This window comes from Kytococcus schroeteri, assembly GCF_002847825.1.
Classification (GTDB): Bacteria; Actinomycetota; Actinomycetes; order Actinomycetales; family Dermatophilaceae; genus Kytococcus; species Kytococcus schroeteri.
This window is the reverse complement of the sequence record NZ_PKIZ01000023.1, coordinates 1-22,581: the sequence shown is the minus strand read 5'-3', so window position 1 is coordinate 22,581 and position 22,581 is coordinate 1. Positions and strand designations below refer to the sequence as shown.

Here is a 22,581-nt window from a genome sequence, read left to right as displayed (position 1 = left end):
CCACGCAGGGCTAGGCTCGATGCGGTGAGCAGCCCTCCCCCCGACCTCCCCACCGCGCCCCGCGCCCGGGCCCTGGCCTGCCTGCGCGAGGTGGCCTTCCTCAACGAGCGGGCCCGGCAGTCCTCCCGCCGCATCGAGGCCTACCGCAACGCCGTGACGGTGGTGGAGGGCCTCTCCGAGGAGGAGTTCGCCCGCCACACGGAGGCCGACAGCTGGCAGGAGCTGCGCGGCATCGGTTCCTCCACCGCCGCCGTGGTGCGCGAGGCCGTGGCGGGCGAGGTGCCCACCAAGCTCGCCGCAGCACGCGAGGAGCACGGGGGACCGCTGCTCGAGATGACGCCCGCCGGCCGCGAGCTCCTCGGACTGCTCGCCGGGGACCTGCACAGCCACACCAGCGACAGCGACGGCGGGGCCCCCCTGCTGGAGATGGCCCGTGCCGCCGACGCGCTGGGGCGGGACTACCTGGCCGTCACCGACCACTCCCCGCGGCTGCGGGTGGCCAACGGCCTGTCGGCCGAGCGGTTGGTGGCCCAGCGCGACACGGTGGCGCAGGTCCGGCAGCAGCTGGCCGACGAGGGGCGGTCGCTCGAGCTGCTCCACGGCATCGAGGTGGACGTGCTGGACGACGGCACGCTCGACCAGCGCGAGGACCTGCTGGCGACCCTGGACGTCCGGGTGGCGAGCGTGCACTCGAAGCTCCGCATGCCGTCGGCCGAGATGACGCCCCGCATGCTGGCCGCGGTGCGCAACCCGCTCACGTCGGTGCTGGGGCACTGCACCGGCCGCCTGGTGACGGGCGGCCGCGGCACCCGTCCACCGAGCGAGTTCGACGCCGAGGCGGTGTTCGCGGCCTGTGCCCAGGAGTGCGTGGCCGTGGAGCTCAACGCCCGTCCCGAGCGACAGGACCCGCCCGACGAGCTCATCGCCCTGGCCCTGGAGGCCGGCTGCCTGTTCAGCATCGACAGCGACGCCCACGCACCCGGCCAGCTGGACCTACTCGCGTTCGGCGCGCAGCGGGCCGCCGACGCCGGCATCCCTCCGGAGCGGATCGTCACCACGTGGCCGGCCACGCAGGTCAAGGAGTGGGCGGCCGCGCGACTGTGACTGCGTACACTGTGCGCGCCGGAGCGGGCGGACGACCGCCGCGCCGGCGGGTCCCCATCGTCTAGCGGCCTAGGACCCCGGCCTTTCACGCCGGTAACGCGGGTTCGAATCCCGTTGGGGATGCCACACCACACGAGGCGCGACTCCCCCGCGGAACCGCCCTGTGACCTATCTCTCATCCGGCCTTTCTCCGCGGCCGTGAGTGAGCCCCTGCCGAGGATTTCACTCCTCTGGCCGATGGTCGTCGCCATCCGGGACGGCCTTTTCACCCTTCAGGAAAAATGGGGGGCCTCAACCTGCGGGAGGATGCGCATGGCGGGACGGCGAACAGTCCCGCACTCACACGCGTTCCCCCAGGGAGTACACATGCAGACAAGCCGCAGGACGATGCTGAGGGGAGCCACGGCATCCGCTGCTGCCGTGGCCGTCGCCTCAGCCACCGGCGCCCCCGCGCAGGCCGCCGGGAACCGCCGCATCGCCATCATCGGGTCCGGGTACGGCGGCGCCGTCGCCGCCCTCGCGCTCACCTCGCGCGGCATCCCCGTCGACCTCATCGAGATGGGGTGCGACTGGGAGAACATGGGCCCGGGCCTCAACGGCAAGACGTTCACGTCGATGACCGAGCCGACCTCCCGGTCGATGTGGTTCGAGACCCGCACCGACCTGCCCTTCTCCACCCTCTTCGGGCTCGACATCGTCAACAAGGACATCGACGCCGGCGCCGGCGTCCTGGGCCTCGAGCGCTTCGCCAACATGAAGGTGTACGTGGGCCGCGGCGTGGGTGGTGGCTCGCTCGCCAACGGCGGCATGGCCGTGACCCCGGACCGCAGCTTCTTCGAGATGGTGCTGCCGCAGGTGGACGCCGCGGAGATGTACGGCACGTACTTCCCGCGCGCCAACGCCAACCTGGGCGTGTTCAAGCCCGAGGGCGACATGATCGCCTACTCGCCGTGGTACCAGTTCACCCGCAACGGCGTGCGGGCCGCCAAGAAGGCCGGCCTCTCGTCCGTGCCGGTGCCCAACGTCTACGACTGGGACTACATGCGCCGTGAGTCCTACCAGGAGGAGGAGCGTTCCGCCCTCGCCCAGGAGGTCATCTTCGGCAACAACCACGGCAAGAAGTCGCTGGCCAAGACCTACATCAAGCGCGCCCTGGCCACCGGCCTGGTCAATCTGGTGACCCTCACCGAGACCACGCGCATCCGCCAGCAGGCCGACGGCACCTGGCTGCTGGACCTCAAGACCATCAACTTCGACGGCGTCGTGCAGAGCGAGCGCCAGGCCGTCTACGACCGCGTCGTGCTGGCCGCCGGTTCCGTCGGCACCTCCAAGCTCATGGTGCAGTCCAAGTACCGCGGCGACATCCCCGGCCTCAACAGCGCGGTGGGCCAGAAGTGGGGCCCCAACGGCAACACCATGCTGGCCATCAACGCCCGCGGCGCCGGTCGCTTCCAGTCCGGCATCCCGACCATGGGCGTCAAGGCGTGGGACAACACCACCGCCTCGGTGTTCGCCGAGATCGCGCCGCTGCCGGCCGGCATCGAGATCGACCGCGCGCTCTACCTGGCCATCACGAACAACCCCAACTACGGGTCGTTCTCCCCCAACGCCGACGGCTCCGTGAGCCTCGACTGGAACACCACCAAGCACGCCCCGTCCGTGGCCGCGGCCCGCGCCGTGTTCGACAAGGTCAATGCCGCCAACGGCACCACCTACGCCACCGACCTGTTCGAGAAGGGCAAGATCTTCACGGACTACTTCACGTACCACCCGCTGGGCGGGATGGTCCTGGGCGAGGCCACCGACCTCAACGGTGAGGTCAAGGGAGCCCCCGGCCTCTTCGCCATCGACGGCTCGCTCATCCCGGCCAAGATCGGCGTCAACCCCTTCGTGACGATCACCGCGCTCGCCGAGCGCTGCATGGACCGCCTCATCGCGGCCGGGAGGTTTGCCTGATGAACACCCAGACCCGCCGAGTGGCGACCCGCGCCGCCCTCTGGAGCGTTCCGGCCGTCGTGGCCACCGCCGCGGCACCGGCGCTCGCCGCCAGCGTCTCGAGCGCCAACCTGGCGGTCACCGTCGAGGACCCCAACTTCGACTGGGACACCCTCGAGTACGCGCTGGACGACACCATCTGGAAGAACTACGAGTTCTTCGACCAGATGAAGCAGCCCGACCCCAACCGCCTCACCACCGTGGCCACGCGCCAGGCGGCCCTGCCGCCGTCGATCACCGTGACCAACGTCGGCCCCGGCGACGCGGTGAACCCGACCGGCACCGTCGAGTTCGAGATGCGTGACTACGGCTCGGACAGCGCCCCCTTGGGTTCGGACCAGCTGGGCGCCGTGACCACCAACACGGCCGTGACCTGGGTGCGCACCAGCACCGGGCGCACCGCCCGGGGCACCGGCCAGATGTACATGTACACCTACAACGGCACCCTGGCCCCGGGCCAGAGCTTCACGATGCCGCTGAAGTACTACTCCCCGCGGACGTTCACCAACGTGACGTTCAACCTCATGGTCAAGGCGGTGGTGAGCGACGCCGTGGAGAACGACATCCGCGACGAGTTCGCCGGGTACACCGACGACCACGACGAGAAGGTCGGCTACGTCGTCGGCTACAGCACCAGCTGAGCACCGCGTCGGGGGCCCGTGCGCTGCGCACGGGCCCCCGACGCGCCTGCTGGAGCCGATTTTGCACTCAGCGTGGATTCACGTATGGTTCTCCAGTCGCGCCGGTGAGGCGCGAATGCAAGGCCTCGTGGCGCAGTTGGTTAGCGCGCCGCCCTGTCACGGCGGAGGTCGCGGGTTCGAGTCCCGTCGAGGTCGCTGGAACGATGATTTCGGTCATCGCCCTGGCCAGATAGCTCAGTTGGTAGAGCGTTCGACTGAAAATCGAAAGGTCGGCGGTTCGACCCCGCCTCTGGCCACTCCGAGAGACTGCCGCGAAGCCCCACCCGGTTCCACCGGGTGGGGCTTCGTCGTGCACCCCGTCCTGTGAGGCGTGATTCACGGGCGCCCCACAGGGTTCCCCCAGCATCCCCGGCCTAGCCTTGCCCCATGCCCAACCTGAGCGAGTGGATCACCCACACCATCGAGACCCTCGGCGGCCCCGGCCTGGCCCTGCTGATGCTTCTCGAGACCGTCTTCCCGCCGATCCCCAGCGAGCTGGTGCTCCCCCTGGCGGGCTTCACCATCGGCCAGGGGCAGATGGGCTGGGTGGAGGTGATGCTGTGGACCACCGCCGGTGCCGTCGCCGGCGCCTGCCTGCTGTACGGCGTCGCCCGGGCGTGGGGCCGGGAGCGCACCATCCGCTGGATGGCCAAGCTGCCACTGGTGGACGAGGACGACGCCGACGCCGCACACCGCTGGTTCGACCGCTACGGCAAGGTCGCGGTCCTGACCGGCCGGTGCGTGCCCGGGGTCCGCTCGCTCATCTCGATCCCCGCAGGCACCTCGGGCATGCCCTTCGGCACCTTCTTCGTGTACACGCTCCTGGGCACCCTGGTGTGGAACGGCCTGCTCGTGGGACTGGGGTACGCCCTGGGCGCCAACTGGCAGGCCGTGGAGGGCGTCGTGGGGATCATCAGCAAGGTCGTGGCCGTGCTGCTCGTCGTCGCCGTGCTGTGGTTCCTCTGGCGCAAGGCGCAGCAGCGCCGCGCCAGCCGTCCCTGAGCACCCCGGCGCCCGCACGACGGACGCGAGGAGGGGCACCCCGTGGGGTGCCCCTCCTCGCGTCCGTGTCGGAGCCGTTCAGCCCCCCCAGGGCGTGCCGCACCATCTCCTGGAGCACGGGCAGGCCGTCGGCCGAGAGCACCGACTCGGCGTGGCCCTGGATGGAGGCCACGCCCGGCCCCCGCAGACCGCGCACGGCACCGGTGGTCGGGTCGGCGGTCACCTCCAGCGGACGCCCCGAGACCTCCACGGGCTCCCCGCCGTGCCGGGCCACGAAGGTGTTGTAGAACCCGATGCGGGCGGGCCGGCCGAACCAGTCGACCTCGAGCTGCACGCCCTGCTGGGGCTCCTCGAGCCGCACGATGGGCAGGCCCGCGGCGTGGCTGAGCACCTGGTGGCTCAGGCAGACCGCCACCAGCGGCAGACCGGCACCCAGCCGGGCCCGGACCAGCTCGTGCAGGCGGGCGATGCGGGATGAGGCGAGGTCGCTCGGGTCGCCGGGGCCGGGCCCGCTGAGCAGCAGGTCCGGAGCGCCCGGGCCGGCGACGTCCTCGGGGGTGACGGTGTCCCAGCGGCGCACCTCGGCCCGCAGGCCCAGGTGGCGCAGCTGGTGGGCCAGCATCTGCGTCCAGGCGTCCTCTGCGTCCACCACGAGCACGCTCGCGCCGGCCACGCCCTCCAGGTGGGTGGGGGCCTGCGGCGCGAGCCAGAAGGGCGAGAGCCGCTCGTTGCGGGCCGCCAGGGCGTCGGACACCTCGGGCAGGGCGGCCAGGTCCGGGGCCTCGGCGACCGGGCGCTGGGGGCGCAGGCCCATCGCGGCGAGCATCCCGGTGGCCTTCACCGCGGTCTCGGCCACCTCGGCCTCGGGGTCGCTGTGGCGCACCAGGGTGGCGCCGGCCGACACGCTCACGGTGCCGTCGTGGGGCAGCTGCGCGGTGCGGATGACGATGGGGGCGTCGAGCCGCTCGCGTCCCTCCTCGTCACGGTCCAGCAGCGCCAGCACACCCGAGTAGTAGCCGCGACCGGTGGGCTCGTGGCGGTGGATGACACGGCAGGCGTTCTCCATCGGCGAGCCGGTGACGGTGGGGGCGAACATCGTCTCGCGCAGCACCTCGCGCGGGTCCATGTCCGTGGCGCCGTCGAGCAGGTACTCGGTGTGGGTGAGGTGCGCCATCTGCTTGAGGTGCGGACCGGTCATCCGGCCGCCGCTGGCGCAGACGCGCGCCATCATCTTCATCTCCTCGTCCACCACCATGAAGAGTTCCTCGGTCTCCTTGGTGTCGGACAGGAAGCCCCGGAAGGCCTCCACGAGGGCCTCGGGGGTGGCATGCTCGCCATGGCGGAAGGTCCCGGAGATGGGGTTCATCACCGCGCGGCCGCCGGCGACGCCGACGTGGCGCTCCGGGGAGGCCCCCACCAGCGTGTGGCCGGGTGTGTGCACCACGAAGGTCCAGTGCGCGCCGGCCTCGGCCTCCAGCAGGCGGGCGAACCAGCCCAGCGCGGCGGTGGAGGGCGGACCCTCCACGTCGGCCACCACGTCGCGGCGGAGCACGAAGTTGGCCCCCTCGCCGTGGCCGATCTCGTCGGTGATGACGCGGCGCACCATGGCGGCGTAGTCCGCGTCGGAGACGCTCATGCGCTCGCCGGAGACGGCCGCGGGCTCGGGCACCAGCTCGGTCAGGGCCGCGGCCACCTCAGCCACCGGCAGCCGGTCGGTGTGGCGCGGCAGCAGCACCCGCAGCGGGGCGCCGTCGTCGTGGGCGGCGAAGCCCCGCTCGGCCACCTGGCGGTAGGGCACCATGGCCAGCACGGGGTGCTCGCCGGGTGCCGGCAGGTCCGCCAGGTGCTCCAGGTCGGTGACCTCGCCGCGCAGCAGCAGCACCACCTCGGGGTCGTCGGCCCGGCGCAGCAGCGCGAACGGGCCCGCCCCCTCCCCGAGCAGGTCGACCAGGAGGGTGCGGGCTGCGGTCGGGGCGGGGGTGGGGCCCACCTCAGAAGGCGCGCTGCGTGAGGCTGCCCACGGTGCGGGGGGCGCGCTCGTTCATGGCCTGCAGCTCGTCGACGACGGTGTCCACGTCCTCGAGCACGTCCACGGCGGTGACGTGCGGCACCTTGTGGGCGTGGTCCACGAGGTCCTCCACGTCCAGTTGGGCGGCCGCGCGCACCACGATGGTCATGTGCGAGAGGCCGCGCTGGTCGGTGGGACCGGCGGCGAGGTACTGGATGTTGGCCTCGCGGGTGGCGAACAGGCCGCAGACCTGCGTGAGCACACCGGGGTGGTTCTCGGCGGTGACGGACAGTGCGTGACGCTCCATGACGGCTCCCGTGGGGTCGAGTGCGGCGCCCGGCAGGGCGGGAGCGCCCAGTCAACCACCTGCGTGCGCACCCCGCGCACGTGGGCTTGCAATACTGGCCCCATGGCCGATCACTTTGACGTCGTTGTCCTTGGCGCGGGCCCCGGTGGCTACGTCGCCGCCATCCGCGCATCCCAGCTCGGCAAGAAGGTCGCCGTGGTGGAGAAGAAGTACTGGGGTGGTGTCTGCCTCAACGTCGGCTGCATCCCCTCCAAGGCCCTGCTCCGCAACGCCGAGCTGGCCCACACCCTGAACCACGAGAAGAAGACCTTCGGCATCGAGGGCGACGCCACGATGTCCTACGGCCCCACCCACGCGCGCAGCCGCAAGGTGTCCGAGGGCATCGTCAAGGGCGTCCACTTCCTCATGAAGAAGAACAAGGTCACGGAGGTGGACGGCTGGGGCACCCTCACCGGCCCCAACTCCCTGACCGTCGAGCTCAACGACGGCGGCACGCAGGAGATCACCTGCGACGACCTCATCATCGCCGCCGGTGCCACCACCCGCATGCTCCCGGGCGTGGAGCTCAGCGACAACGTGGTCACCTACGAGGAGCAGATCCTCAACTCCGAGCTGCCGGGCTCCATCGTCATCGCCGGTTCCGGTGCCATCGGTGTGGAGTTCGCCTACGTCATGAGCAACTTCGGCGTGGACGTCACCATCGTCGAGTTCGCCGACCGCATGGTGCCCACCGAGGACGAGGAGATCTCCAAGGAGCTCGCCAAGCACTACAAGAAGCTGGGCGTCAAGGTCCTCACCGGCACCAAGGTGGAGGGCGTGGAGGACACCGGCTCCGGCGTGAAGGTCACCGTCTCCAAGAACGGCAAGGAGGAGGTGCTGGAGGCCGACAAGATGCTGTCGGCCATCGGCTTCGCCCCGCGCCTGGAGGGCTACGGCCTGGACGCCACCGGCGTGGAGACCACCGAGCGCGGCGCCATCAAGGTGGACAAGTACGGCCGCACCAGCGTGGAGCACGTCTACGCCATCGGTGACGTCACCGGCAAGATGATGCTCGCCCACGTGGCCGAGGCCATGGGCATCGTGGCCGCCGAGACCATCGCCGGTGCCGAGACCCAGACCATCGACTTCCAGAACATCCCGCGCGCCACCTACTGCCACCCGCAGATCGGCTCCATGGGCCTCTCCGAGGCGCAGGCCAAGGAGGCCGGCCACGAGGTGAAGGTGGCCAAGTTCCCGTTCACCGCCAACGGCAAGGCGATGGGGCTGGGCGAGGCCGTCGGTTTCGTCAAGGTGGTGGCCGACGCCGAGCACGACGAGATCATCGGCGTGCACATGATCGGCCCGCACGTCACCGAGTTGCTGCCGGCCGCGGTCACCGCCGCCACCTGGGACCTGACCGCCGCGGAGATGTCCCGCGTGGTCTTCGCCCACCCGACGCTGAGCGAGGCCCTCAAGGAGGCCATGCACGGCATCGAGGGGCACATGATCAACCTCTGACACCCCGCACGACGGCGCCCCGTCCACCTGATGGTGGGCGGGGCGCCGTCGTGCGGGCAGGAGGCTCAGGCCCCGCGACGCACGGCCTCGCGCGCCATCGTGTGCGCCGGCCACGCCCCGCATAGGATCGATCGAGCACCCGACGCAAGGAGAGCACGTGTCCGAGACCTCCGCCCAGCCCGCCCCCGGCACCACCCCGGCCTTCGACCTGGTGATGGTCGGCGGCGACATCGGCGTCTACGCCCTGGCGCGCGCCTTCAACGACCGCTACGGCACGGTGCCCACGGTCGTCTCCCGCGTGGAGACCGGCCCGGTGATGCGCTCGGACATCATCAACCACCACCTCATCGGCGAGGACAAGACGTCCCAGGACACGATCGACGAGCTGGTGCGCATCGGCAAGGAGCACCACGGCCGCCACCCGCTGGTGCTGCTCACCAACCAGGACACGATCGTGCGCATGGTGATGGAGCGCGTGGACGAGCTGGCGCCGTACTACACCATCCCGATGCCGGGCGTGGACCTGCTGGACCGCATCAGCGACAAGGTGGAGTTCGCCCGCGCCTGCGACGAGCTCGGCATCCCTCACCCGGCCACCCAGGTGGTGGACTTCTCCGGTGCCGCGGCCGACGGCTGGACCGCCCCCGCCGTGGAGAGCCCCTTCCCCGTGGTGGCCAAGCCCGCCACCACCAGCCAGTACGAGACGCTGAAGTTCCCGGGCAAGAAGAAGGTCTACTTCCTGGACACCCAGGCGGACTACGACGACATGGTGCGCGTGCTGCGTGCAGCCGGCTTCACCGGCCAGTTCCTGGTGCAGCAGCTCATCGGCGGCGACGACACCTACATGCGCTCGGTGACCGCCTACCGCGACCAGTTCGGCGAGACCACCCTGCTGTGCAGCGCCCACGTGCTGCTGGAGGAGCACTCCCCCACCGCCCTGGGCAACCCGGCGGCCATGTTCACCACGGCCCTGCCGGACCTGTGGGAGTCGGCGGTGAAGTTCCTGGACCACATGGACTACAAGGGTTTCGCCAACTTCGACGTCAAGGTGGACCCGAAGGACGGCACCGGCTACTTCCTGGAGATGAACTCCCGCATCGGCCGCAACAACTACTACGTGACCGCCGCGGGGGCGAACGTGGCGGAGTTCGTGGTGACCGACGTGGTGGAGAACCGCCCCCACGCCCCGGTCCGCGTGGAGAACGAGATCCTCTACACGGTGCTGTTCAAGCCCTTCCTCATGCGCTACGTGCTGGACCCGGCGCTGCGCGAGCGGGTGAACGCGGCGGCCCGCAACGGCATCCACCACCCGCTGTGGAACCGCAAGGACTCCCTGTGGCGCAAGGGGTACACGCTGGTGGCCATGGCCAACCACGTGCGCAAGTTCCTCAAGTACTACCCCAAGCCCAGCTCGCACGGCTTCTGAGCCGGCGGCTCAGGCGAGGTCGACCCACTCCTCCTCGCCGGGCACCAGGACGCCCTCACCGGCGGTGGTCGCGGCCACCAGCGTGGTGAGGGCGTCCTGCTGCGCCGGGGGCACAGCGACGTGGAGGGTGGCCCGCTCGGCGTAGTCGGTGCCGGTCACCACGAACCCGGCGGCGCGCAGGTCGTTCTCGATGCGGCCGACGTCCGCGTGCGCGACGGCCAGGGAGTGCAGGCGCACCAGGTGGCGCTCCCGGGGACGCGCCTCCTCGAGCGCAGCACGCACCGCGTCGCCGTAGGCGCGCACCAGGCCGCCCGCGCCCAGCTTGGTGCCACCGAACCAGCGGGTCACCACGGCGGTGACGTCGCGGTAGCCCGAGCCGCGCAGCACGTCGAGCATGGGTGTCCCGGCGGTGCCGGCGGGCTCCCCGTCGTCGTTGGAGCGCTCGATGCGTCCGTCGGGGCCCAGCACGAAGGCGCTGCAGTGGTGCCGCGCGTCGTGGTGGGTCCGTCGCTCGGCCTCGATGACGGCACGCGCGGCCGCCTCGTCGGACGTGGGGGCGATGCGGCAGCGGAAGACCGAGTGCTTCTCCTCGATCTCCCCGTGGGCGTCGGCCGCTAGCGTGCGGTAGGAGGTCACGGACATGCGCACAGGGTAGGCGCGGCCGAGCGGCACGCCCCGCCACCCACCCACTACGCCGAGTCGTAGAACACCCTACGATGGCGCCATGCGTTTCAGCCACACCTCCCTCGTCCGCATGGTGGCCGGTGCCACCCTCGCCCTCTGCCTCACGGCCGCACCCGCGTCGGCGCACGACGTGCTGGAGGGGTCCGAGCCCGCCGCCGGTGAGACCCTCAGCAGCGCCCCGGAGTCGCTCGACCTGACCTACAGCGACACCATCCAGAAGGTGGGGGCCAAGGTCTCCGTGACGGACCAGGACGGCCAGGTGGTGGCCGAGGGCGCGCCGCAGATCGACGGCCCCACCGCCAGCATGGAGCTGCCGGGCGACCTGGGCGAGGGCACCTACACGGCCACCTGGCGCGTGGTCTCCTCCGACGGGCACCCGATCTCCGGGACCACCGAGTTCACCGTGGGCACCGGGGGCGGTTCGTCCGCCGCGCCCTCGGGCTCGGCGGCTCCCACAGGTGGGGCCTCCGAGGCCCCCTCGTCCGGGGAGACCCCGACCGAGGCAGCCCCCTCGGGCGACACCACCACCTCGCCCGAGGCCGGGGCGACGCAGGACGACGGCGCCCCCGAGGAGGGCGGCCAGGACGGCCCGGGCACGGCGCTCTGGGTGGGCCTGGGCGTCGCGGCCCTGGTGCTCGTGGGTGGCGGTCTGGCCCTCGCACGCCGCCGCTGACCTCCCCGGCCGGTACGGGCCCAATCGTTCTCGACCTGTGACCTTCTGGACCTGTACCGGCCCGGCCTGGCCGTGGAACACTGCACGGCATGTCTGACAACGTCGTGGCCACCGCCACCTCCTCCGCCGCGCCCGCAACGGCCACGGACCTCTCCGACGACGAGGGCATCAAGAAGCACAGGTTCAGCCCCGCCGTGCACGCCCTACTGTTCGTGCTGCTGGGGATGCTCGTGACGCTGGTGCTCATCGCCGCGTGGCCGCTGAGCGAGATCCTCGCCAACACCGTGCCCACCCCGCGCCCCTGACGCTCGGAGGCCGACCCTCAGCCCCCTCTGGGACCGTCTGTTGTAAACTCTGCGACACGACATATACAAACCCCGGGGCCGCTACGCCTCGCACCTGATCGCGTGACGCCAGAGCTCTTCCCAGGCCGAGGACGCCACGCGATTCACGTGCTCACGGCGATGCCGCTCCGCCAGACCGGTTAGGGGGTCACGCCATGGGGCGCGGCCGAGCCAAGGCAAAGCAGACCAAGGTTGCTCGGGAGTTGAAGTACTACTCCCCCGACACCGACCTGAGCGCGCTGGAGAGGGAGTTGCGCGCCTCGTCGGACCGCGAGTCCTCGCGTGACGGGTACTCCGGTTTCTCCGAGGACGAGGACGACGACGACAGCTGGTCGGACACCGGCCGCTGAGTCCCCCTCACCGCGACGCGCGAACGCCCCCGTGACCCGGGGGCGTTCGCGCGTCCGGGAGGCCCCGTGCGCCGAGGCCGTCACCCCACGCGGGGTGACGGCCTCGGTGCACGGGGCGGGGCGGTCAGGCGTGCTCGCCCACCAGGGCCGCTGCACCGCCGGCCACGCCCTTGGCCTCGGTCACCCAGTCCGCGGCCGTGGCACGCGCACCCAGCCCCGCCTCGGCCGAGCCGTGCACCTCGCCGGCCACCCACGCGTCCATGCCGTGGCGCCCCAGGATGCGCACTGCCTCGTCCACGGAGTCCTGCGGCAGCACGGCCACGAAGCCGACGCCCTGGTTGAGGGTCTTCTCCAGGTCGGCCCGGGCCACACCCCCCCAGGCCCGGATGGCCTCGAAGACCGGCGCCGGCGACCAGGTGGAGCGGTCCAGCGCGGCGAAAACGCCCTGCGGCAGCACGCGGGCCAGGTTGGCCGCCAGGCCCCCGCCGGTGACGTGGCTCAGTGCGTGCACCTCGGTGGCGCGCACCAGCTCCAGCAGCGGCAGCGTGTAGATGCGGGTGGGTTCCAGCAGCTCCTCGCCGAGCGTGCGCCCGAACTGGGGCACCTCGTCCTCGAGCCGCAGCCCGGCGTGCTCCACCACGCGGCGCACCAGGGAGAAGCCGTTGGAGTGCAGGCCCGAGGAGGCGATGCAGAGCACCGCGTCGCCCTCCCGCACGCGATCCGGGCCGAGCACGTCGGCAGCGTCCACCACACCGGTCGCGGCGCCGGCCAGGTCGTACTCGTCGGGTGCCATGAGACCCGGGTGCTCGGCGGTTTCGCCGCCCACCAGCGCCACGCCGGCCAGCTCGCAGCCCCGCGCGATGCCGGAGACGATCGCCGCGATGCGCTCGGGCTCCACCGAACCGGTGGCGATGTAGTCGGTCATGAACAGCGGCTCGGCGCCGCACACCACGATGTCGTCCACCACCATCGCCACGAGGTCCTGACCGATGGTGTCGTGCACGTCCAGCGCCCGGGCGATGGCGATCTTGGTGCCCACCCCGTCGGTGGAGGTGGTGAGCAGCGGGCGCTCCATCCCGCGCAGGGCGGAGGCGTCGAAGAGTCCGGCGAAGCCACCGAGCCCGCCCACCACCTCGGGGCGGGTGGCGCGGGCCACGGAGGCCTTCATGAGCTCCACGGCGCGGTCACCGGCCTCGGTGTCCACGCCCGCCGAGGCGTAGGTGATGCCGGTGGTCGGCTGGGGGGTGGGCTGCTCGGTCATCACGGCCTTCCGGGGTTCTGGGCGAAGTCTCGGACCTGCTGGGTGCCGACGGTGGTCGGGTCGGTGGAACGGGCTGCCCGCTCGAGGTCGAGCCACTCCTTGCCGGTGCGGCCGTCCGTGGGCAGCGGGATGGGGTAGTCGCCGGTGAAGCAGGCGGTGCACAGGCGGTCCGCCGGCTGGTGGGAGGCCGTCACGATGTCCTCGGTGTCGACGTACCCCAGCGAGTCGGCGCCGATGGAGCCGCAGATCTCCTCCACGGACATGTTGGCCGCCGCCAGCTCGGCGCGGGTGGCGAAGTCGATGCCGTAGAAGCACGGCCACTGCACGGGCGGGGAGCTGATGCGCACGTGCACCTCGGCGGCGCCGGCCTCGCGGAGCATCTTGACCAGCGCCCGCTGGGTGTTGCCGCGCACGATGGAGTCGTCCACCACCACCAGGCGCTTGCCGGCGATGACGTGCTTGAGCGGGTTGAGCTTGAGCCGGATGCCCAGCTGGCGGATGGTCTGCGTGGGGGCGATGAAGGTGCGGCCCACGTAGGAGTTCTTCACCAGGCCCAAGCCGTAGGGGATGCCGGACTCCTCGGCGTACCCGATGGCCGAGGGCACGCCCGACTCGGGCACCGGCATGACCATGTCGGCCTCCACCGGGTGCCGGCGCGCCAGGGCACGGCCCATGTCCACCCGGGCGTCGTACACCTCGCGGCCGGCGATGCGCGTGTCCGGGCGGGCCAGGTACACGTACTCGAACACGCAGCCCTTGGGCGCCGGCTCGGCGAAGGAGCGGGTGTCGATGCCGTCCTCGTCGATGGCGATGAGCTCACCGGGGGCCACCTCGCGGACGTAGCTGGCGCCCACGATGTCCAGGGCCGCGGTCTCGGAGGCCACCACCCATCCGCGGCTGAGGCGGCCGATCACCAGCGGGCGGACGCCCTGCGGGTCACGGGCGGCGTAGAGGCGGTTCTCGTCGAGGAAGACCAGCGAGAAGGCGCCGCGCACGGTGGGCAGCACCCGCATCGCGCGGTCGATGACGGAGCCCTCGCCGGTGGCGAGCAGTGCCGAGAGGATGGCGGTGTCGGTGGTGCTGCCGCGGCCGAGCTCGCCGGCGGCGCGGCTCACGTCGCCGTCGAGCATCTCGGTGAGGCGGTCGAGCATCTCGGCGGAGTTGATGATGTTGCCGTTGTGCGCCAGCGCCAGGGTGCGGTCGTCGGTGCCGGCCAGGGTGGGCTGCGCGTTCTCCCACACCGAGGCGCCGGTGGTGGAGTAGCGGGTGTGGCCGATGGCCATGTGCCCGCGCATCGGGCCGAGCACCTTGTCGTCGAAGACCTGGGAGACCAGGCCCATGTCCTTGTAGACCAGCAGCGACGACCCGTTGGACACCGCGATGCCCGCCGACTCCTGCCCGCGGTGCTGCAGCGCGTAGAGGCCGTAGTAGGTCAGGGTGGCCACGTCCTCGTCGGGGGCCCAGACGGCGAACACCCCGCACTCGTCCTGGGGCAGCGCCTCGTCGGGCAGCAGGTCGTGGTTGAGCCGTCCGTCACCTCGCATCACGGGACACATCCTCCCACGAGGGGACGGGGTGGGGGCCGCCGCCCGGTCCGTCGGACTCCGCGTACCGTTGCCCCGTGCAGCACGACGACCCGGACCCCGCCCAGACCCCCTCGCCCAGGCCCGCGGACCGCCACCCCGGCGGCTCCCCGGAGCGGGCCGCAGCACGCGTGCGCCGCGAGCCCCGGCTGCTGCCCTTCCTGCTCATCGGCACGGTGCTGGGCATCGCCCTGGCCGGTCTGGCCACCGTGCTCGGCCCGTCGGACGCCATGTACTCCTCCGGGCGGTCCTTCGGCTTCCTCGCGGTGATGTTCGGCGCCACCGGGCTGGTGCTCGGCGGGCTGCTCTTCGTGATGGCCGACGCGGTCGCCCAGCGCCGCCGCTGACCGTCCCTCCCGCCAACACGGCACCGGTGCGGATCTCGGCCTGACACCGTCCCCCAGTTCAGCACCGGTGCGGATCTCGGCCTGACACCGTCCCCCAGTTCAGCACCGGTGCGGAACTCGACAGTCGAGTTCAGCACCGGTGCGGAGTTCAGGCCGGGGGTGCGGAGCTCAGGCCAGGGGCAGGTGCGGCGAGAGGTCGGCGCGCTGGCCGGAGGCCTGCACGGCCCCCGAGCCCACCGCATCGGCCCAGGCGAGGCGCCCGGTGGCCAGCCCCAGCCAGGTGGTCGCGTCCATCTCCACCACGGCCGGCGGCGTACCCCGGCGGTGGGTGGATCCCTCCACGCACTGCACCACGCCGAAGGGCGGCACCCTCACCTCAACCGAGCGGCCCGGCACGCGGGCACCCAGCTCCTCGAGGCAGTAGCGCACGGCCGTGGCGACGGTGGCCCGATCCACCGCCCCGGACACGGCGGTGCCGTCGGCGCCCGGGGCGTCGACGGCACCGCACCACTGCCCCACCGCCGCGCGCCCGGCAGCCGGGTCGATGCGGCGACGGGGCGCCACCTCAGACCGCCTCGCGCTCGATGGGGCAGCTCATGCAGCGGGGGCCGCCGCGGCCGCGTCCGAGCTCGCCACCGGCGATCTCCAGCACCTCCACGCCCTGCGTGCGCAGATACTCGTTGGTGGTGGTGTTGCGCTCGTAGGCCACCACCACGTTCGGCTCCAGGGCCAGCACGTTGCAGCCGTCGTCCCACTGCTCGCGCTCGGCGGAGCGGTCGTCCTGGTCGGCGGCCAGCACGGTGATGGCGTCCACGCCCAGCGCCGAGGCGATGGCCGCGTCCAGCTGCTCGGGGGCGTTGTGCTGCACCTTCACCTGCGCGTCGGGGCCCTCGCCGTCGGCGGTCAGGGTCCAGCTCTGCATCGGCGGCAGGCCGGTGTAGCGGGTGAAGGTGGTGGGGTTGAGCATCGTCATGACCGTGTCCAGGTGCATGAGCGCACGCGCCTTGGGCATGTCCAGCGCCAGCACCGTGTGCGCCTGGCCGGAGGCCAGGAGGGTGCGGGCCACGCGCTCCACACCCTGCGGGTTGGTGCGCTCGGAGATGCCCACCATGACCGCACCGTTGCCGATGACGAGCATGTCGCCGCCCTCGGTGGTGGCCGGCCCGGAGGCCAGGCCGTCGTTCCACTGCTGGAAGTCGGCGTCGGCGAACAGCGGGTGCCAGCGGTAGATGGCCTCGAAGTGCACGGTCTCGCGGCGGCGGGCCTTCTTGTGCATGGAGTTCACCGAGACGCCGCCGTACATCCAGGCCGAGGTGTCGCGCGTGAACAGGTGGTTGGGCAGCGGGGCCAGCACCATGTCGCGGTCGGCCAGCGAGGCCATGTAGAGCGACGACGAGCCGGAGGCGCGCTCCAGCAGCTCACCCTTGGTGATGCCGCCCACCAGGAAGGTGGCCAGCTCCTCGGCCGGCATCTCGTCGAAGACGCCACGCAGCTCCTCCACGGCACGCGGGCCGATGATGCGCTCGTCCAGCGAGTTGTCCAGCACGTGCGCCCGGGCCTCGGGGATGCCCACGGTGGTCGTGAGGAGGTCGGAGAACTCGTGCACGAGGACGCCGCGGTCCTCCATCACGGTACGGAACTGGTCGTGCTCCTCCTGCGCGCGCTCGAGCCAGAGCACCTCGTCGAAGAGGTAGCGCTCGCAGTTGGAGGGGGTCAGGCGGCTCATCTCGAGCCCCGGACGGTGCACGATCACCTGCTTGAGACGGCCCACCTCGGAGCCCACGTGGAATGCCATGGAGAGATCCTTCCTCTCCCGGGAGGAGTGGCCGGCGGGGGCCGACCGCCCGGGGCGCCGATCCCCTTCGGACCAGCAGGCCCCGGCTGCCCGGGTGCATGTCACGTGCAAGGATCGCACGTATGCGGGCTCTTCCCAGATGAGGGTGTAGGCGACGCAGCAGCCGTGGTGGGAGGGCGCGGCGCGTCGGTGCCCGGATAGTGGTCGAGGCCTTCCGAGGATGGAAGTTCTCACACTGCCCATCCAGGAAGACCTCGACGTGCCTGACGCTACCTTCGCGACCCCTGATGTGACGACTTTCTGCCGCCTCGACGAGCTCGGTCTCGTGGTCGTGGGCCAGCAGGTGGAGCCGGACCGAGCGGTGCTCCTGTGCCGCGTCGAAGAGGACGATGCGGCGCGCTGGTGCCGGCGCTGCGGCTGCGAGGGGAGGGCGCGGGACACCGTCACCAGGGAGCTGGCCCACGAACCGCTGGGGTGGCGGCCGACCACGCTGTTGCTCACGGTCCGCCGCTACAAGTGCACCGGCTGCGGGCACGTCTGGCGGCAAGACACCACCCGTGCCGCCGAGCCCCGAGCGAAGCTGTCCCGGACCGCGCTGCGGTGGGCGCTGGTCGGACTCGTCTGCCAACACCTCACCGTTGCTCGCCTCGCCGAGGCTCTCGCCGTCTCCTGGGACACAGCCAACGCCGCTGTGCTGGCCGAAGGCCAGCGGCTCCTGCTGGACGACCCGACCCGATTCGATGACGTGAAGGTGATCGGCGTCGACGAACACGTCTGGCGTCACACCCACCGCGGCGACAAGTTCGTCACCGTCGTCATCGACCTCACCCCGGTCCGCGACAAGACCGGGCCATCGCGGCTGCTGGCCATGGTGGAGGGCCGCTCCAAGGAAGTGTTCAAGACATGGCTCGCTGCCCGACCCAAGGCCTGGCGCGACGGCCTCGAAGTCGTCGCCATGGACGGGTTCACCGGCTTCAAGACCGCCACCACCGAAGAGCTCCCGCAGGCCGTCGCCGTCATGGATCCCTTCCACGTCGTCCGCCTCGCCGGCGACGCCCTCGACCGCTGCCGGCGCCGGGTCCAGCAAGAACTGCACGGCCACCGCGGCCGCAACACCGACCCGCTCTACAGATCCCGACGCACCCTGCACACCGGCGCCGACCTGCTCACCGACCGCCAGACCCAACGCCTCACCGCCCTCTTCGGGGACGACGACCACGTCCAGGTCGAAGCCACCTGGGGCATCTACCAGCGCATGATCGCCGCCTACCGACACCCCGACCGCACCGCAGGCCGACAGGCCATGAGCAACCTCATCACCAGCCTGACCTCCGGCGTCCCCGCCGCGCTCACCGAGCTCGTCACCCTCGGCCGCACTCTGTCCAAGCGGGCAGAGGACGTCCTGGCCTACTTCGACCGACCCGGCACCAGCAACGGCCCCACCGAAGCCACGAACGGCCGACTCGAACACCTCCGCGGCTCCGCCCTGGGCTTCCGCAACCTCACCAACTACATCACCAGAAGCCTGCTCGAGACAGGCGGATTCAGACCCCAACTACACCCTCGATTGGGATGAGCCCGTATGCGAGCCACCGTGATCCACGCCGCCGGAGACGTCCGCCTCGAGCAGGTCCCCGACCCGCAGGTGGTGCTGCCCACCGACGCCGTGGTGCGCGTGGTGGCCAGCTGCGTGTGCGGTTCGGACCTGTGGCCCTACCGGGGCGCCAACGAGGTGACCGAGCCCCGCCGCATCGGCCACGAGTTCGTGGGCGTGGTGGAGGAGACCGGCGACGACGTGCAGCTGCGGCGGGGCCAGTTCGTCGTCGCTCCCTTCGTGTGGTCCTGCGGCGGCTGCGCCCCGTGCCGCTCGGGCGTGCAGACCTCCTGCGAGCGCGGTGGTGGCTGGGGCGGGCCGGACCGCGACGGGCACCTCGTGGACGGGGGCCAGGGCGAGGCCGTCCGCGTGCCCCGGGCCAACGGCACCCTGGTACCGGTGGACGGCGTCGACGAGGACGTGGAGGAGGGGTTGCTCAAGAGCCTGCTCACCTGCTCGGACGTCATGGGCACCGGCTGGCACGCCGCCACCCGCGCCGGGGTGCAGGAGGGCGAGACCGTCGTGGTGGTGGGCGACGGCGCGGTGGGCCTGTGCGGCGTGCTGTCCGCGCGGATGAAGGGCGCGGGGCGGATCATCGCGATGTCGCGGCACGCCCCGCGTCAGGCCGTGGCCCGCGAGTTCGGCGCCACCGACGTGGTGGAGGCCCGCGGCGACGAGGGCGTGCAGGCGGTGCGCGAGCTGACCGACGGGCGGGGAGCCGACCGGGTGCTGGAGTGCGTGGGCACGCACGACGCGATGCTGCAGGCCATCCGCTCGGCGCGCCCCGGCGGCACGGTGGGCTACGTGGGCGTGCCGCACGGCATCGAGCTGCCGATCGAGCTGATGTTCCGGCGCAACGTCAACGTCGCCGGCGGGGTGGCCCCGGTGCGTGCCTACGGCGAGGCGCTGCGCGACGCGGTGCTGGCCGGCGACATCGAGCCGGGGAAGGTGTTCGACGCCGTGATGCCCCTGGACGACGTGGCCGAGGCCTACACCGCCATGGACGAGCGCGCCGCCATCAAGGTGATGCTTCGCCCGTGAGCGGGGCCTGATGGCGCGACGGCGCGAGCAGCGACGAGGCGGGCGACGGGGGCAGGACCCGTCGCCCGCCGCCGTGCTGCCCGGGCACCTGGGCTTCGAGGAGGCCGACGGCGGCGGCGTGCTCGTGCTGCGCGACGGGCGTCCGCAGTCGCACGTGGACCCCGACGACCCCACGCGGCTGGTGTTCCCCTACGTGCAGCACCTGGCCGCCGTGCTCGACCTCGTGCCCGGCGTGGCGGCCCCCGAACGGCTGGGCGTGACCCATGTGGGCGGGGCCGGCATGACCCTGGCCCGGTGGGTGCAGGCCACGCGTCCGGGGTCGCCGCAGATCGTGCTGGAGCCCGACGCGGCGCTCACCGAGGCGGTGCGCGCGCGCCTGCCGCTGCCAGCCGGGCACCGCATCAGGGTGCGGCCGCAGGACGGGGCCACCGGGGTGGCGGGGCTCAAGGACACCAGCGCCGACGCGGTGGTCGTGGACGCCTTCGACGACGGTGAGGTGCCGGCGGACCTGCTGACCGCCGCCTTCGCCGGCGACTGCCTGCGGGTGGTGGGTGACGGCGGGGTGCTGGCGATGAATGTCTCGGACGCACCGGGCCTGCCGACGGCGCGCGCCACCGCATCGGCCTGGGGGGAGGGCGGCTGGCGCGGCCCGGTGGCGATGGTGACCACCCGCGAGGTGGCCCGCGGCAAGCAACCGGGCAACGTGGTGCTCGTGGCCCGGCGGGGCGACGGCCCCACCGACATCGCGTGGGTGGAGACCCTGCGCCGGTGGGCGACCACCGCGGCGCTGCCCACCGAGGTGCTCATCGCCCGCTAGCGGAGTCCCCCCGCAGGGCCTCGACGAGGCCGTCGAGGCTCGTGACCTCACCCCACCCGGTCGGGGCCCCGATGCCGTGGGCCGGGTTGCTCACCGTCCTGCCGACGGGTCGGTCGCACCCCATGATGGGCAGCTCGTACCAGAGTCCCTCCGGGGAGGCGATCTCCCCGTTCCTCCCGCCCCAGAACACGAGGACCCGGTGCCCGACGGTCGCCAGCAGGTCGGCAACCACCTGCGGTCTGACCCCGAATCCCGGGTACACGATCCGCAGGCGCTGTCGTGCACGAGCGCCCTGCACGGCATCGACCACGGTGCCGCTCAGGAACAGCATGCCGTCACGCGGGTCGGGATCCACGCGCAGCTCGGCCACGGCGATGGCCGCGAACCGCTCCCGGGCCTCGGTGGGCCGAGGCAGGCCCTTCACGGTGGTACCCGTCAGCTGCTTGCCGGCCGCCTCCGACCACGGGTCCCGCGGTGGAATGGCACAGGTCTCCACCGGACCGGTGTCACCCCACCCGAACAGGTCGCCCGTCCGGCATCCCGTGAGCAGACCTGCGCCCAGGGCCGCGGCGGTCACCAGCACTCCTCGCCGTGGCGTCATGCCTCCACACTCCCGGCCGACTGCCGCGCCGGGGCTCACCCCGTGGGCGGGACGCCTCCGGGGTCCGTGCGACCATGGCTCGATGACGGTCCAGCCCGGCCACCAGCGCACTCCCCGCAGGCTCCCCCAGAGCTCCAAGCTCGCCGACGTGCTCTACGAGATCCGCGGCCCGGTCAACGCCGAGGCGCAGCGCATGGAGGCCGCCGGCGAGCACGTGCTCAAGCTGAACATCGGCAACCCGGCGCCGTTCGACTTCCCGCCGCCCAGCGACATCCTGCGCGACATGATCGCCACCCTGCCGGTGAGCCACGGGTACTCCGAGTCCAAGGGCATCCTCTCGGCCCGGCGTGCCGTGGTGGACCGGTACAACGAGACGCCCGGCTTCCCGCAGGTGGACGTGGACGACGTCTACCTGGGCAACGGGGTGAGCGAGCTCATCATGCTGCTGCTCAACGCCCTGCTGGACGACGGCGACGAGGTGCTCGTGCCCGCCCCGGACTACCCGCTGTGGACCGCGGCCACCTCCCTGTCCGGCGGGCGCCCCGTGCACTACGTGTGCGACGAGGCCACCGGGTGGAACCCCGACGTGGCCGACATCGAGGCCAAGGTGACCGATCGGACCAAGGCGATCGTCGTCATCAACCCCAACAACCCCACCGGCGCGGTCTACAGCGACGAGACCCTGCGCGCCCTGGCGGACGTGGCCCGCCGCCACGGGCTGCTGCTGTTCGCCGACGAGATCTACGACCGCATCACCTACGACGGCGTGCAGGCCACCAACCTGGCCACCTTCGCCCCGGACCTGCTGTGCGTCACCCTCAACGGGCTGAGCAAGACCTACCGCGTGGCCGGGTTCCGCTCGGCGTGGATGGTGATCAGCGGCCCGCGGGAGCACGCCCGCGGCTTCCTCGAGGGCGTGGAGCTGCTCACCTCCACCCGGCTGTGCGCCAACGTGCCCGGCCAGCAGGCCATCCAGGCCGCGCTGGGCGGGCGGCAGTCCATCGAGGACCTGCTGCTGCCGATGGGGCGCCTCACCCGCAGCCGCGACGTCGCCTGGGAGGGGCTCAACCGCATCGAGGGGGTGAGCTGCGTGAAGCCGACCGGGGCGCTGTACGCCTTCCCGCGGCTGGACCCCGAGGTGCACGAGATCCGCGACGACCAGCAGTTCGCCCTGGACCTGCTGCGCAGCGAGAAGATCCTGGTGACCCACGGGTCGGGCTTCAACATCCCCACCACCGACCACTTCCGCGTGGTGACCCTGCCGCACCCGGACGACCTCACCGTGGCCGTGGAGCGCATGGGCAACTTCCTGCGCAGCTACCGGCAGGGCTGAGGGGGGGAGCTCCCAGTTCCCGCACAGAACCGCCACGTGGGCGGGCGGGGGCCTAGGTGTTCTCGGTCATCAGGTTGGTGACAGTCGGCTGGTGGGTGGGAGTCCTCTCAGGGCGCTGTGGCCGCGGTCAGTGTTGTAG

The 22,581-nt window shown here is 71.9% G+C and carries 22 protein-coding genes and 3 tRNA genes; 17 read left to right on the top strand and 8 right to left on the bottom strand.

What is annotated here, in order from left to right:
* Positions 1 to 24: 24 nt before the first annotated feature.
* From CYJ76_RS10430 to CYJ76_RS10400, 7 genes are all read left to right on the top strand, one after another.
* Positions 25 to 1,104 carry a PHP domain-containing protein gene (locus CYJ76_RS10430; protein WP_180802283.1) on the top strand — a complete coding sequence of 360 codons (1,080 nt, stop codon included), beginning with the start codon at positions 25 to 27 and terminating at the stop codon, positions 1,102 to 1,104.
* A 50-nt stretch (positions 1,105 to 1,154) separates the two neighbouring features.
* Positions 1,155 to 1,230 (top strand) — tRNA-Glu (locus CYJ76_RS10425).
* A gap of 240 nt (positions 1,231 to 1,470) precedes the next feature.
* The gene (locus tag CYJ76_RS12930; RefSeq protein WP_070705308.1) at positions 1,471 to 3,060 is read left to right on the top strand and encodes a GMC oxidoreductase; all 1,590 of its coding nucleotides are present in this window, start codon (positions 1,471 to 1,473) and stop codon (positions 3,058 to 3,060) included.
* Positions 3,060 to 3,740, top strand: a complete 681-nt coding sequence (locus CYJ76_RS10415) for a hypothetical protein (protein ID WP_070705309.1) — start codon at positions 3,060 to 3,062, stop codon at positions 3,738 to 3,740. The genes CYJ76_RS12930 and CYJ76_RS10415 overlap by 1 nt, the downstream gene beginning before the upstream one ends.
* Before the next feature lie 121 nt (positions 3,741 to 3,861).
* Positions 3,862 to 3,935: transfer RNA gene (locus tag CYJ76_RS10410), tRNA-Asp, on the top strand.
* 28 nt (positions 3,936 to 3,963) lie between these two features.
* Positions 3,964 to 4,036 (top strand) — tRNA-Phe (locus CYJ76_RS10405).
* Between the two features lie 130 nt (positions 4,037 to 4,166).
* On the top strand, positions 4,167 to 4,781 hold the full coding sequence (locus tag CYJ76_RS10400; RefSeq protein WP_070703753.1) for a DedA family protein: 615 nt from the start codon (positions 4,167 to 4,169) through the stop codon (positions 4,779 to 4,781).
* Here the strand turns inward: CYJ76_RS10400 and CYJ76_RS10395 are convergent.
* Positions 4,693 to 6,771: a chorismate-binding protein gene (locus CYJ76_RS10395; protein WP_269148631.1), complete on the bottom strand. Its 2,079-nt coding sequence runs from the start codon at positions 6,769 to 6,771 to the stop codon at positions 4,693 to 4,695. The genes CYJ76_RS10400 and CYJ76_RS10395 overlap by 89 nt on opposite strands.
* A gap of 1 nt (position 6,772) precedes the next feature.
* Positions 6,773 to 7,096, bottom strand: a complete 324-nt coding sequence (ilvN, locus tag CYJ76_RS10390; protein ID WP_070705424.1) for an acetolactate synthase small subunit — start codon at positions 7,094 to 7,096, stop codon at positions 6,773 to 6,775.
* Positions 7,097 to 7,198: 102 nt separating this feature from the next.
* On the opposite strand from ilvN, the gene lpdA reads away from it, so the two are divergent.
* Positions 7,199 to 8,593 carry a dihydrolipoyl dehydrogenase gene (lpdA, locus tag CYJ76_RS10385; protein WP_070705425.1) on the top strand — a complete coding sequence of 465 codons (1,395 nt, stop codon included), beginning with the start codon at positions 7,199 to 7,201 and terminating at the stop codon, positions 8,591 to 8,593.
* 157 nt (positions 8,594 to 8,750) lie between these two features.
* Positions 8,751 to 10,019 carry a carboxylate--amine ligase gene (locus tag CYJ76_RS10380; RefSeq protein ID WP_083323611.1) on the top strand — a complete coding sequence of 423 codons (1,269 nt, stop codon included), beginning with the start codon at positions 8,751 to 8,753 and terminating at the stop codon, positions 10,017 to 10,019.
* A 9-nt stretch (positions 10,020 to 10,028) separates the two neighbouring features.
* Here CYJ76_RS10380 and CYJ76_RS10375 read toward each other — a convergent pair whose 3' ends face one another.
* Entirely contained in the window at positions 10,029 to 10,661 is a 633-nt protein-coding gene (locus tag CYJ76_RS10375) for an IMPACT family protein (RefSeq protein WP_070705430.1), read from the bottom strand.
* A gap of 82 nt (positions 10,662 to 10,743) precedes the next feature.
* Here CYJ76_RS10375 and CYJ76_RS10370 point away from each other — a divergent pair, with 82 nt between their 5' ends.
* The 3 genes from CYJ76_RS10370 to CYJ76_RS10360 all read left to right on the top strand — a co-directional run bounded on the left by CYJ76_RS10370 (position 10,744) and on the right by CYJ76_RS10360 (position 12,070).
* Positions 10,744 to 11,376: a copper resistance CopC family protein gene (locus CYJ76_RS10370; protein WP_101850040.1), complete on the top strand. Its 633-nt coding sequence runs from the start codon at positions 10,744 to 10,746 to the stop codon at positions 11,374 to 11,376.
* A gap of 89 nt (positions 11,377 to 11,465) precedes the next feature.
* The gene (locus CYJ76_RS10365) at positions 11,466 to 11,681 is read left to right on the top strand and encodes a hypothetical protein (RefSeq protein ID WP_101850039.1); all 216 of its coding nucleotides are present in this window, start codon (positions 11,466 to 11,468) and stop codon (positions 11,679 to 11,681) included.
* A gap of 194 nt (positions 11,682 to 11,875) precedes the next feature.
* Positions 11,876 to 12,070, top strand: coding sequence for a DUF3073 domain-containing protein (locus CYJ76_RS10360; RefSeq protein WP_070705428.1), 195 nt, complete (start codon positions 11,876 to 11,878; stop codon positions 12,068 to 12,070).
* 124 nt (positions 12,071 to 12,194) lie between these two features.
* Here CYJ76_RS10360 and purM read toward each other — a convergent pair whose 3' ends face one another.
* Both purM and purF read right to left on the bottom strand, forming a co-directional pair.
* A complete protein-coding gene (gene purM / locus CYJ76_RS10355; RefSeq protein WP_101850038.1) occupies positions 12,195 to 13,331 on the bottom strand; it encodes a phosphoribosylformylglycinamidine cyclo-ligase in 1,137 nt (378 codons plus the stop codon).
* Complete coding sequence (gene purF / locus CYJ76_RS10350) at positions 13,331 to 14,887, bottom strand: amidophosphoribosyltransferase (RefSeq protein WP_101850037.1); 1,557 nt, start codon at positions 14,885 to 14,887, stop codon at positions 13,331 to 13,333. The genes purM and purF overlap by 1 nt, the downstream gene beginning before the upstream one ends.
* A 65-nt stretch (positions 14,888 to 14,952) precedes the next feature.
* Here purF and CYJ76_RS10345 point away from each other — a divergent pair, with 65 nt between their 5' ends.
* The gene (locus CYJ76_RS10345) at positions 14,953 to 15,261 is read left to right on the top strand and encodes a hypothetical protein (protein WP_070703610.1); all 309 of its coding nucleotides are present in this window, start codon (positions 14,953 to 14,955) and stop codon (positions 15,259 to 15,261) included.
* 168 nt (positions 15,262 to 15,429) lie between these two features.
* Here the strand turns inward: CYJ76_RS10345 and CYJ76_RS10340 are convergent, their stop codons facing one another.
* Together CYJ76_RS10340 and CYJ76_RS10335 are read right to left on the bottom strand one after the other, a co-directional pair.
* Positions 15,430 to 15,825: a sterol carrier family protein gene (locus tag CYJ76_RS10340; RefSeq protein ID WP_101850036.1), complete on the bottom strand. Its 396-nt coding sequence runs from the start codon at positions 15,823 to 15,825 to the stop codon at positions 15,430 to 15,432.
* A gap of 1 nt (position 15,826) precedes the next feature.
* Positions 15,827 to 17,056, bottom strand: coding sequence for an arginine deiminase (locus CYJ76_RS10335; protein ID WP_070704106.1), 1,230 nt, complete (start codon positions 17,054 to 17,056; stop codon positions 15,827 to 15,829).
* A 259-nt stretch (positions 17,057 to 17,315) separates the two neighbouring features.
* Here CYJ76_RS10335 and CYJ76_RS10330 point away from each other — a divergent pair, with 259 nt between their 5' ends.
* Genes CYJ76_RS10330 through CYJ76_RS10320 form a run of 3 tightly spaced genes read left to right on the top strand, consistent with a single transcriptional unit; the run spans position 17,316 to position 20,508 of the window.
* Complete coding sequence (locus CYJ76_RS10330) at positions 17,316 to 18,632, top strand: ISL3 family transposase (protein WP_101850050.1); 1,317 nt, start codon at positions 17,316 to 17,318, stop codon at positions 18,630 to 18,632.
* Between the two features lie 6 nt (positions 18,633 to 18,638).
* The gene (locus tag CYJ76_RS10325; RefSeq protein ID WP_101850035.1) at positions 18,639 to 19,691 is read left to right on the top strand and encodes a zinc-binding dehydrogenase; all 1,053 of its coding nucleotides are present in this window, start codon (positions 18,639 to 18,641) and stop codon (positions 19,689 to 19,691) included.
* A gap of 10 nt (positions 19,692 to 19,701) precedes the next feature.
* Positions 19,702 to 20,508, top strand: coding sequence for a spermidine synthase (locus CYJ76_RS10320; RefSeq protein ID WP_141761973.1), 807 nt, complete (start codon positions 19,702 to 19,704; stop codon positions 20,506 to 20,508).
* Here CYJ76_RS10320 and CYJ76_RS10315 read toward each other — a convergent pair.
* The gene (locus tag CYJ76_RS10315) at positions 20,495 to 21,085 is read right to left on the bottom strand and encodes a hypothetical protein (protein WP_101850034.1); all 591 of its coding nucleotides are present in this window, start codon (positions 21,083 to 21,085) and stop codon (positions 20,495 to 20,497) included. The genes CYJ76_RS10320 and CYJ76_RS10315 overlap by 14 nt on opposite strands.
* 106 nt (positions 21,086 to 21,191) lie before the next feature.
* Here CYJ76_RS10315 and CYJ76_RS10310 point away from each other — a divergent pair, with 106 nt between their 5' ends.
* Positions 21,192 to 22,442: a pyridoxal phosphate-dependent aminotransferase gene (locus CYJ76_RS10310; protein ID WP_101850033.1), complete on the top strand. Its 1,251-nt coding sequence runs from the start codon at positions 21,192 to 21,194 to the stop codon at positions 22,440 to 22,442.
* The last annotated feature ends 139 nt before the right edge of the window (positions 22,443 to 22,581 follow it).

Excerpts from the sequence above, each read along its gene's own strand:
- ilvN (WP_070705424.1), bottom strand. The coding sequence starts at position 7,096 with ATGGAGCGTCACGCACTGTCCGTCACCGCCGAGAACCACCCCGGTGTG.
- lpdA (WP_070705425.1), top strand. The coding sequence starts at position 7,199 with ATGGCCGATCACTTTGACGTCGTTGTCCTTGGCGCGGGCCCCGGTGGC.
- CYJ76_RS10415 (WP_070705309.1), top strand. The coding sequence starts at position 3,060 with ATGAACACCCAGACCCGCCGAGTGGCGACCCGCGCCGCCCTCTGGAGC.
- CYJ76_RS10370 (WP_101850040.1), top strand. The coding sequence starts at position 10,744 with ATGCGTTTCAGCCACACCTCCCTCGTCCGCATGGTGGCCGGTGCCACC.
- CYJ76_RS10365 (WP_101850039.1), top strand. The coding sequence starts at position 11,466 with ATGTCTGACAACGTCGTGGCCACCGCCACCTCCTCCGCCGCGCCCGCA.
- CYJ76_RS12930 (WP_070705308.1), top strand. The coding sequence starts at position 1,471 with ATGCAGACAAGCCGCAGGACGATGCTGAGGGGAGCCACGGCATCCGCT.
- CYJ76_RS10335 (WP_070704106.1), bottom strand. The coding sequence starts at position 17,056 with ATGGCATTCCACGTGGGCTCCGAGGTGGGCCGTCTCAAGCAGGTGATC.
- CYJ76_RS10325 (WP_101850035.1), top strand. The coding sequence starts at position 18,639 with ATGCGAGCCACCGTGATCCACGCCGCCGGAGACGTCCGCCTCGAGCAG.
- purM (WP_101850038.1), bottom strand. The coding sequence starts at position 13,331 with ATGACCGAGCAGCCCACCCCCCAGCCGACCACCGGCATCACCTACGCC.
- CYJ76_RS10360 (WP_070705428.1), top strand. The coding sequence starts at position 11,876 with ATGGGGCGCGGCCGAGCCAAGGCAAAGCAGACCAAGGTTGCTCGGGAG.
- purF (WP_101850037.1), bottom strand. The coding sequence starts at position 14,887 with ATGTGTCCCGTGATGCGAGGTGACGGACGGCTCAACCACGACCTGCTG.
- CYJ76_RS10320 (WP_141761973.1), top strand. The coding sequence starts at position 19,702 with ATGGCGCGACGGCGCGAGCAGCGACGAGGCGGGCGACGGGGGCAGGAC.
- CYJ76_RS10375 (WP_070705430.1), bottom strand. The coding sequence starts at position 10,661 with ATGTCCGTGACCTCCTACCGCACGCTAGCGGCCGACGCCCACGGGGAG.
- CYJ76_RS10310 (WP_101850033.1), top strand. The coding sequence starts at position 21,192 with ATGACGGTCCAGCCCGGCCACCAGCGCACTCCCCGCAGGCTCCCCCAG.
- CYJ76_RS10400 (WP_070703753.1), top strand. The coding sequence starts at position 4,167 with ATGCCCAACCTGAGCGAGTGGATCACCCACACCATCGAGACCCTCGGC.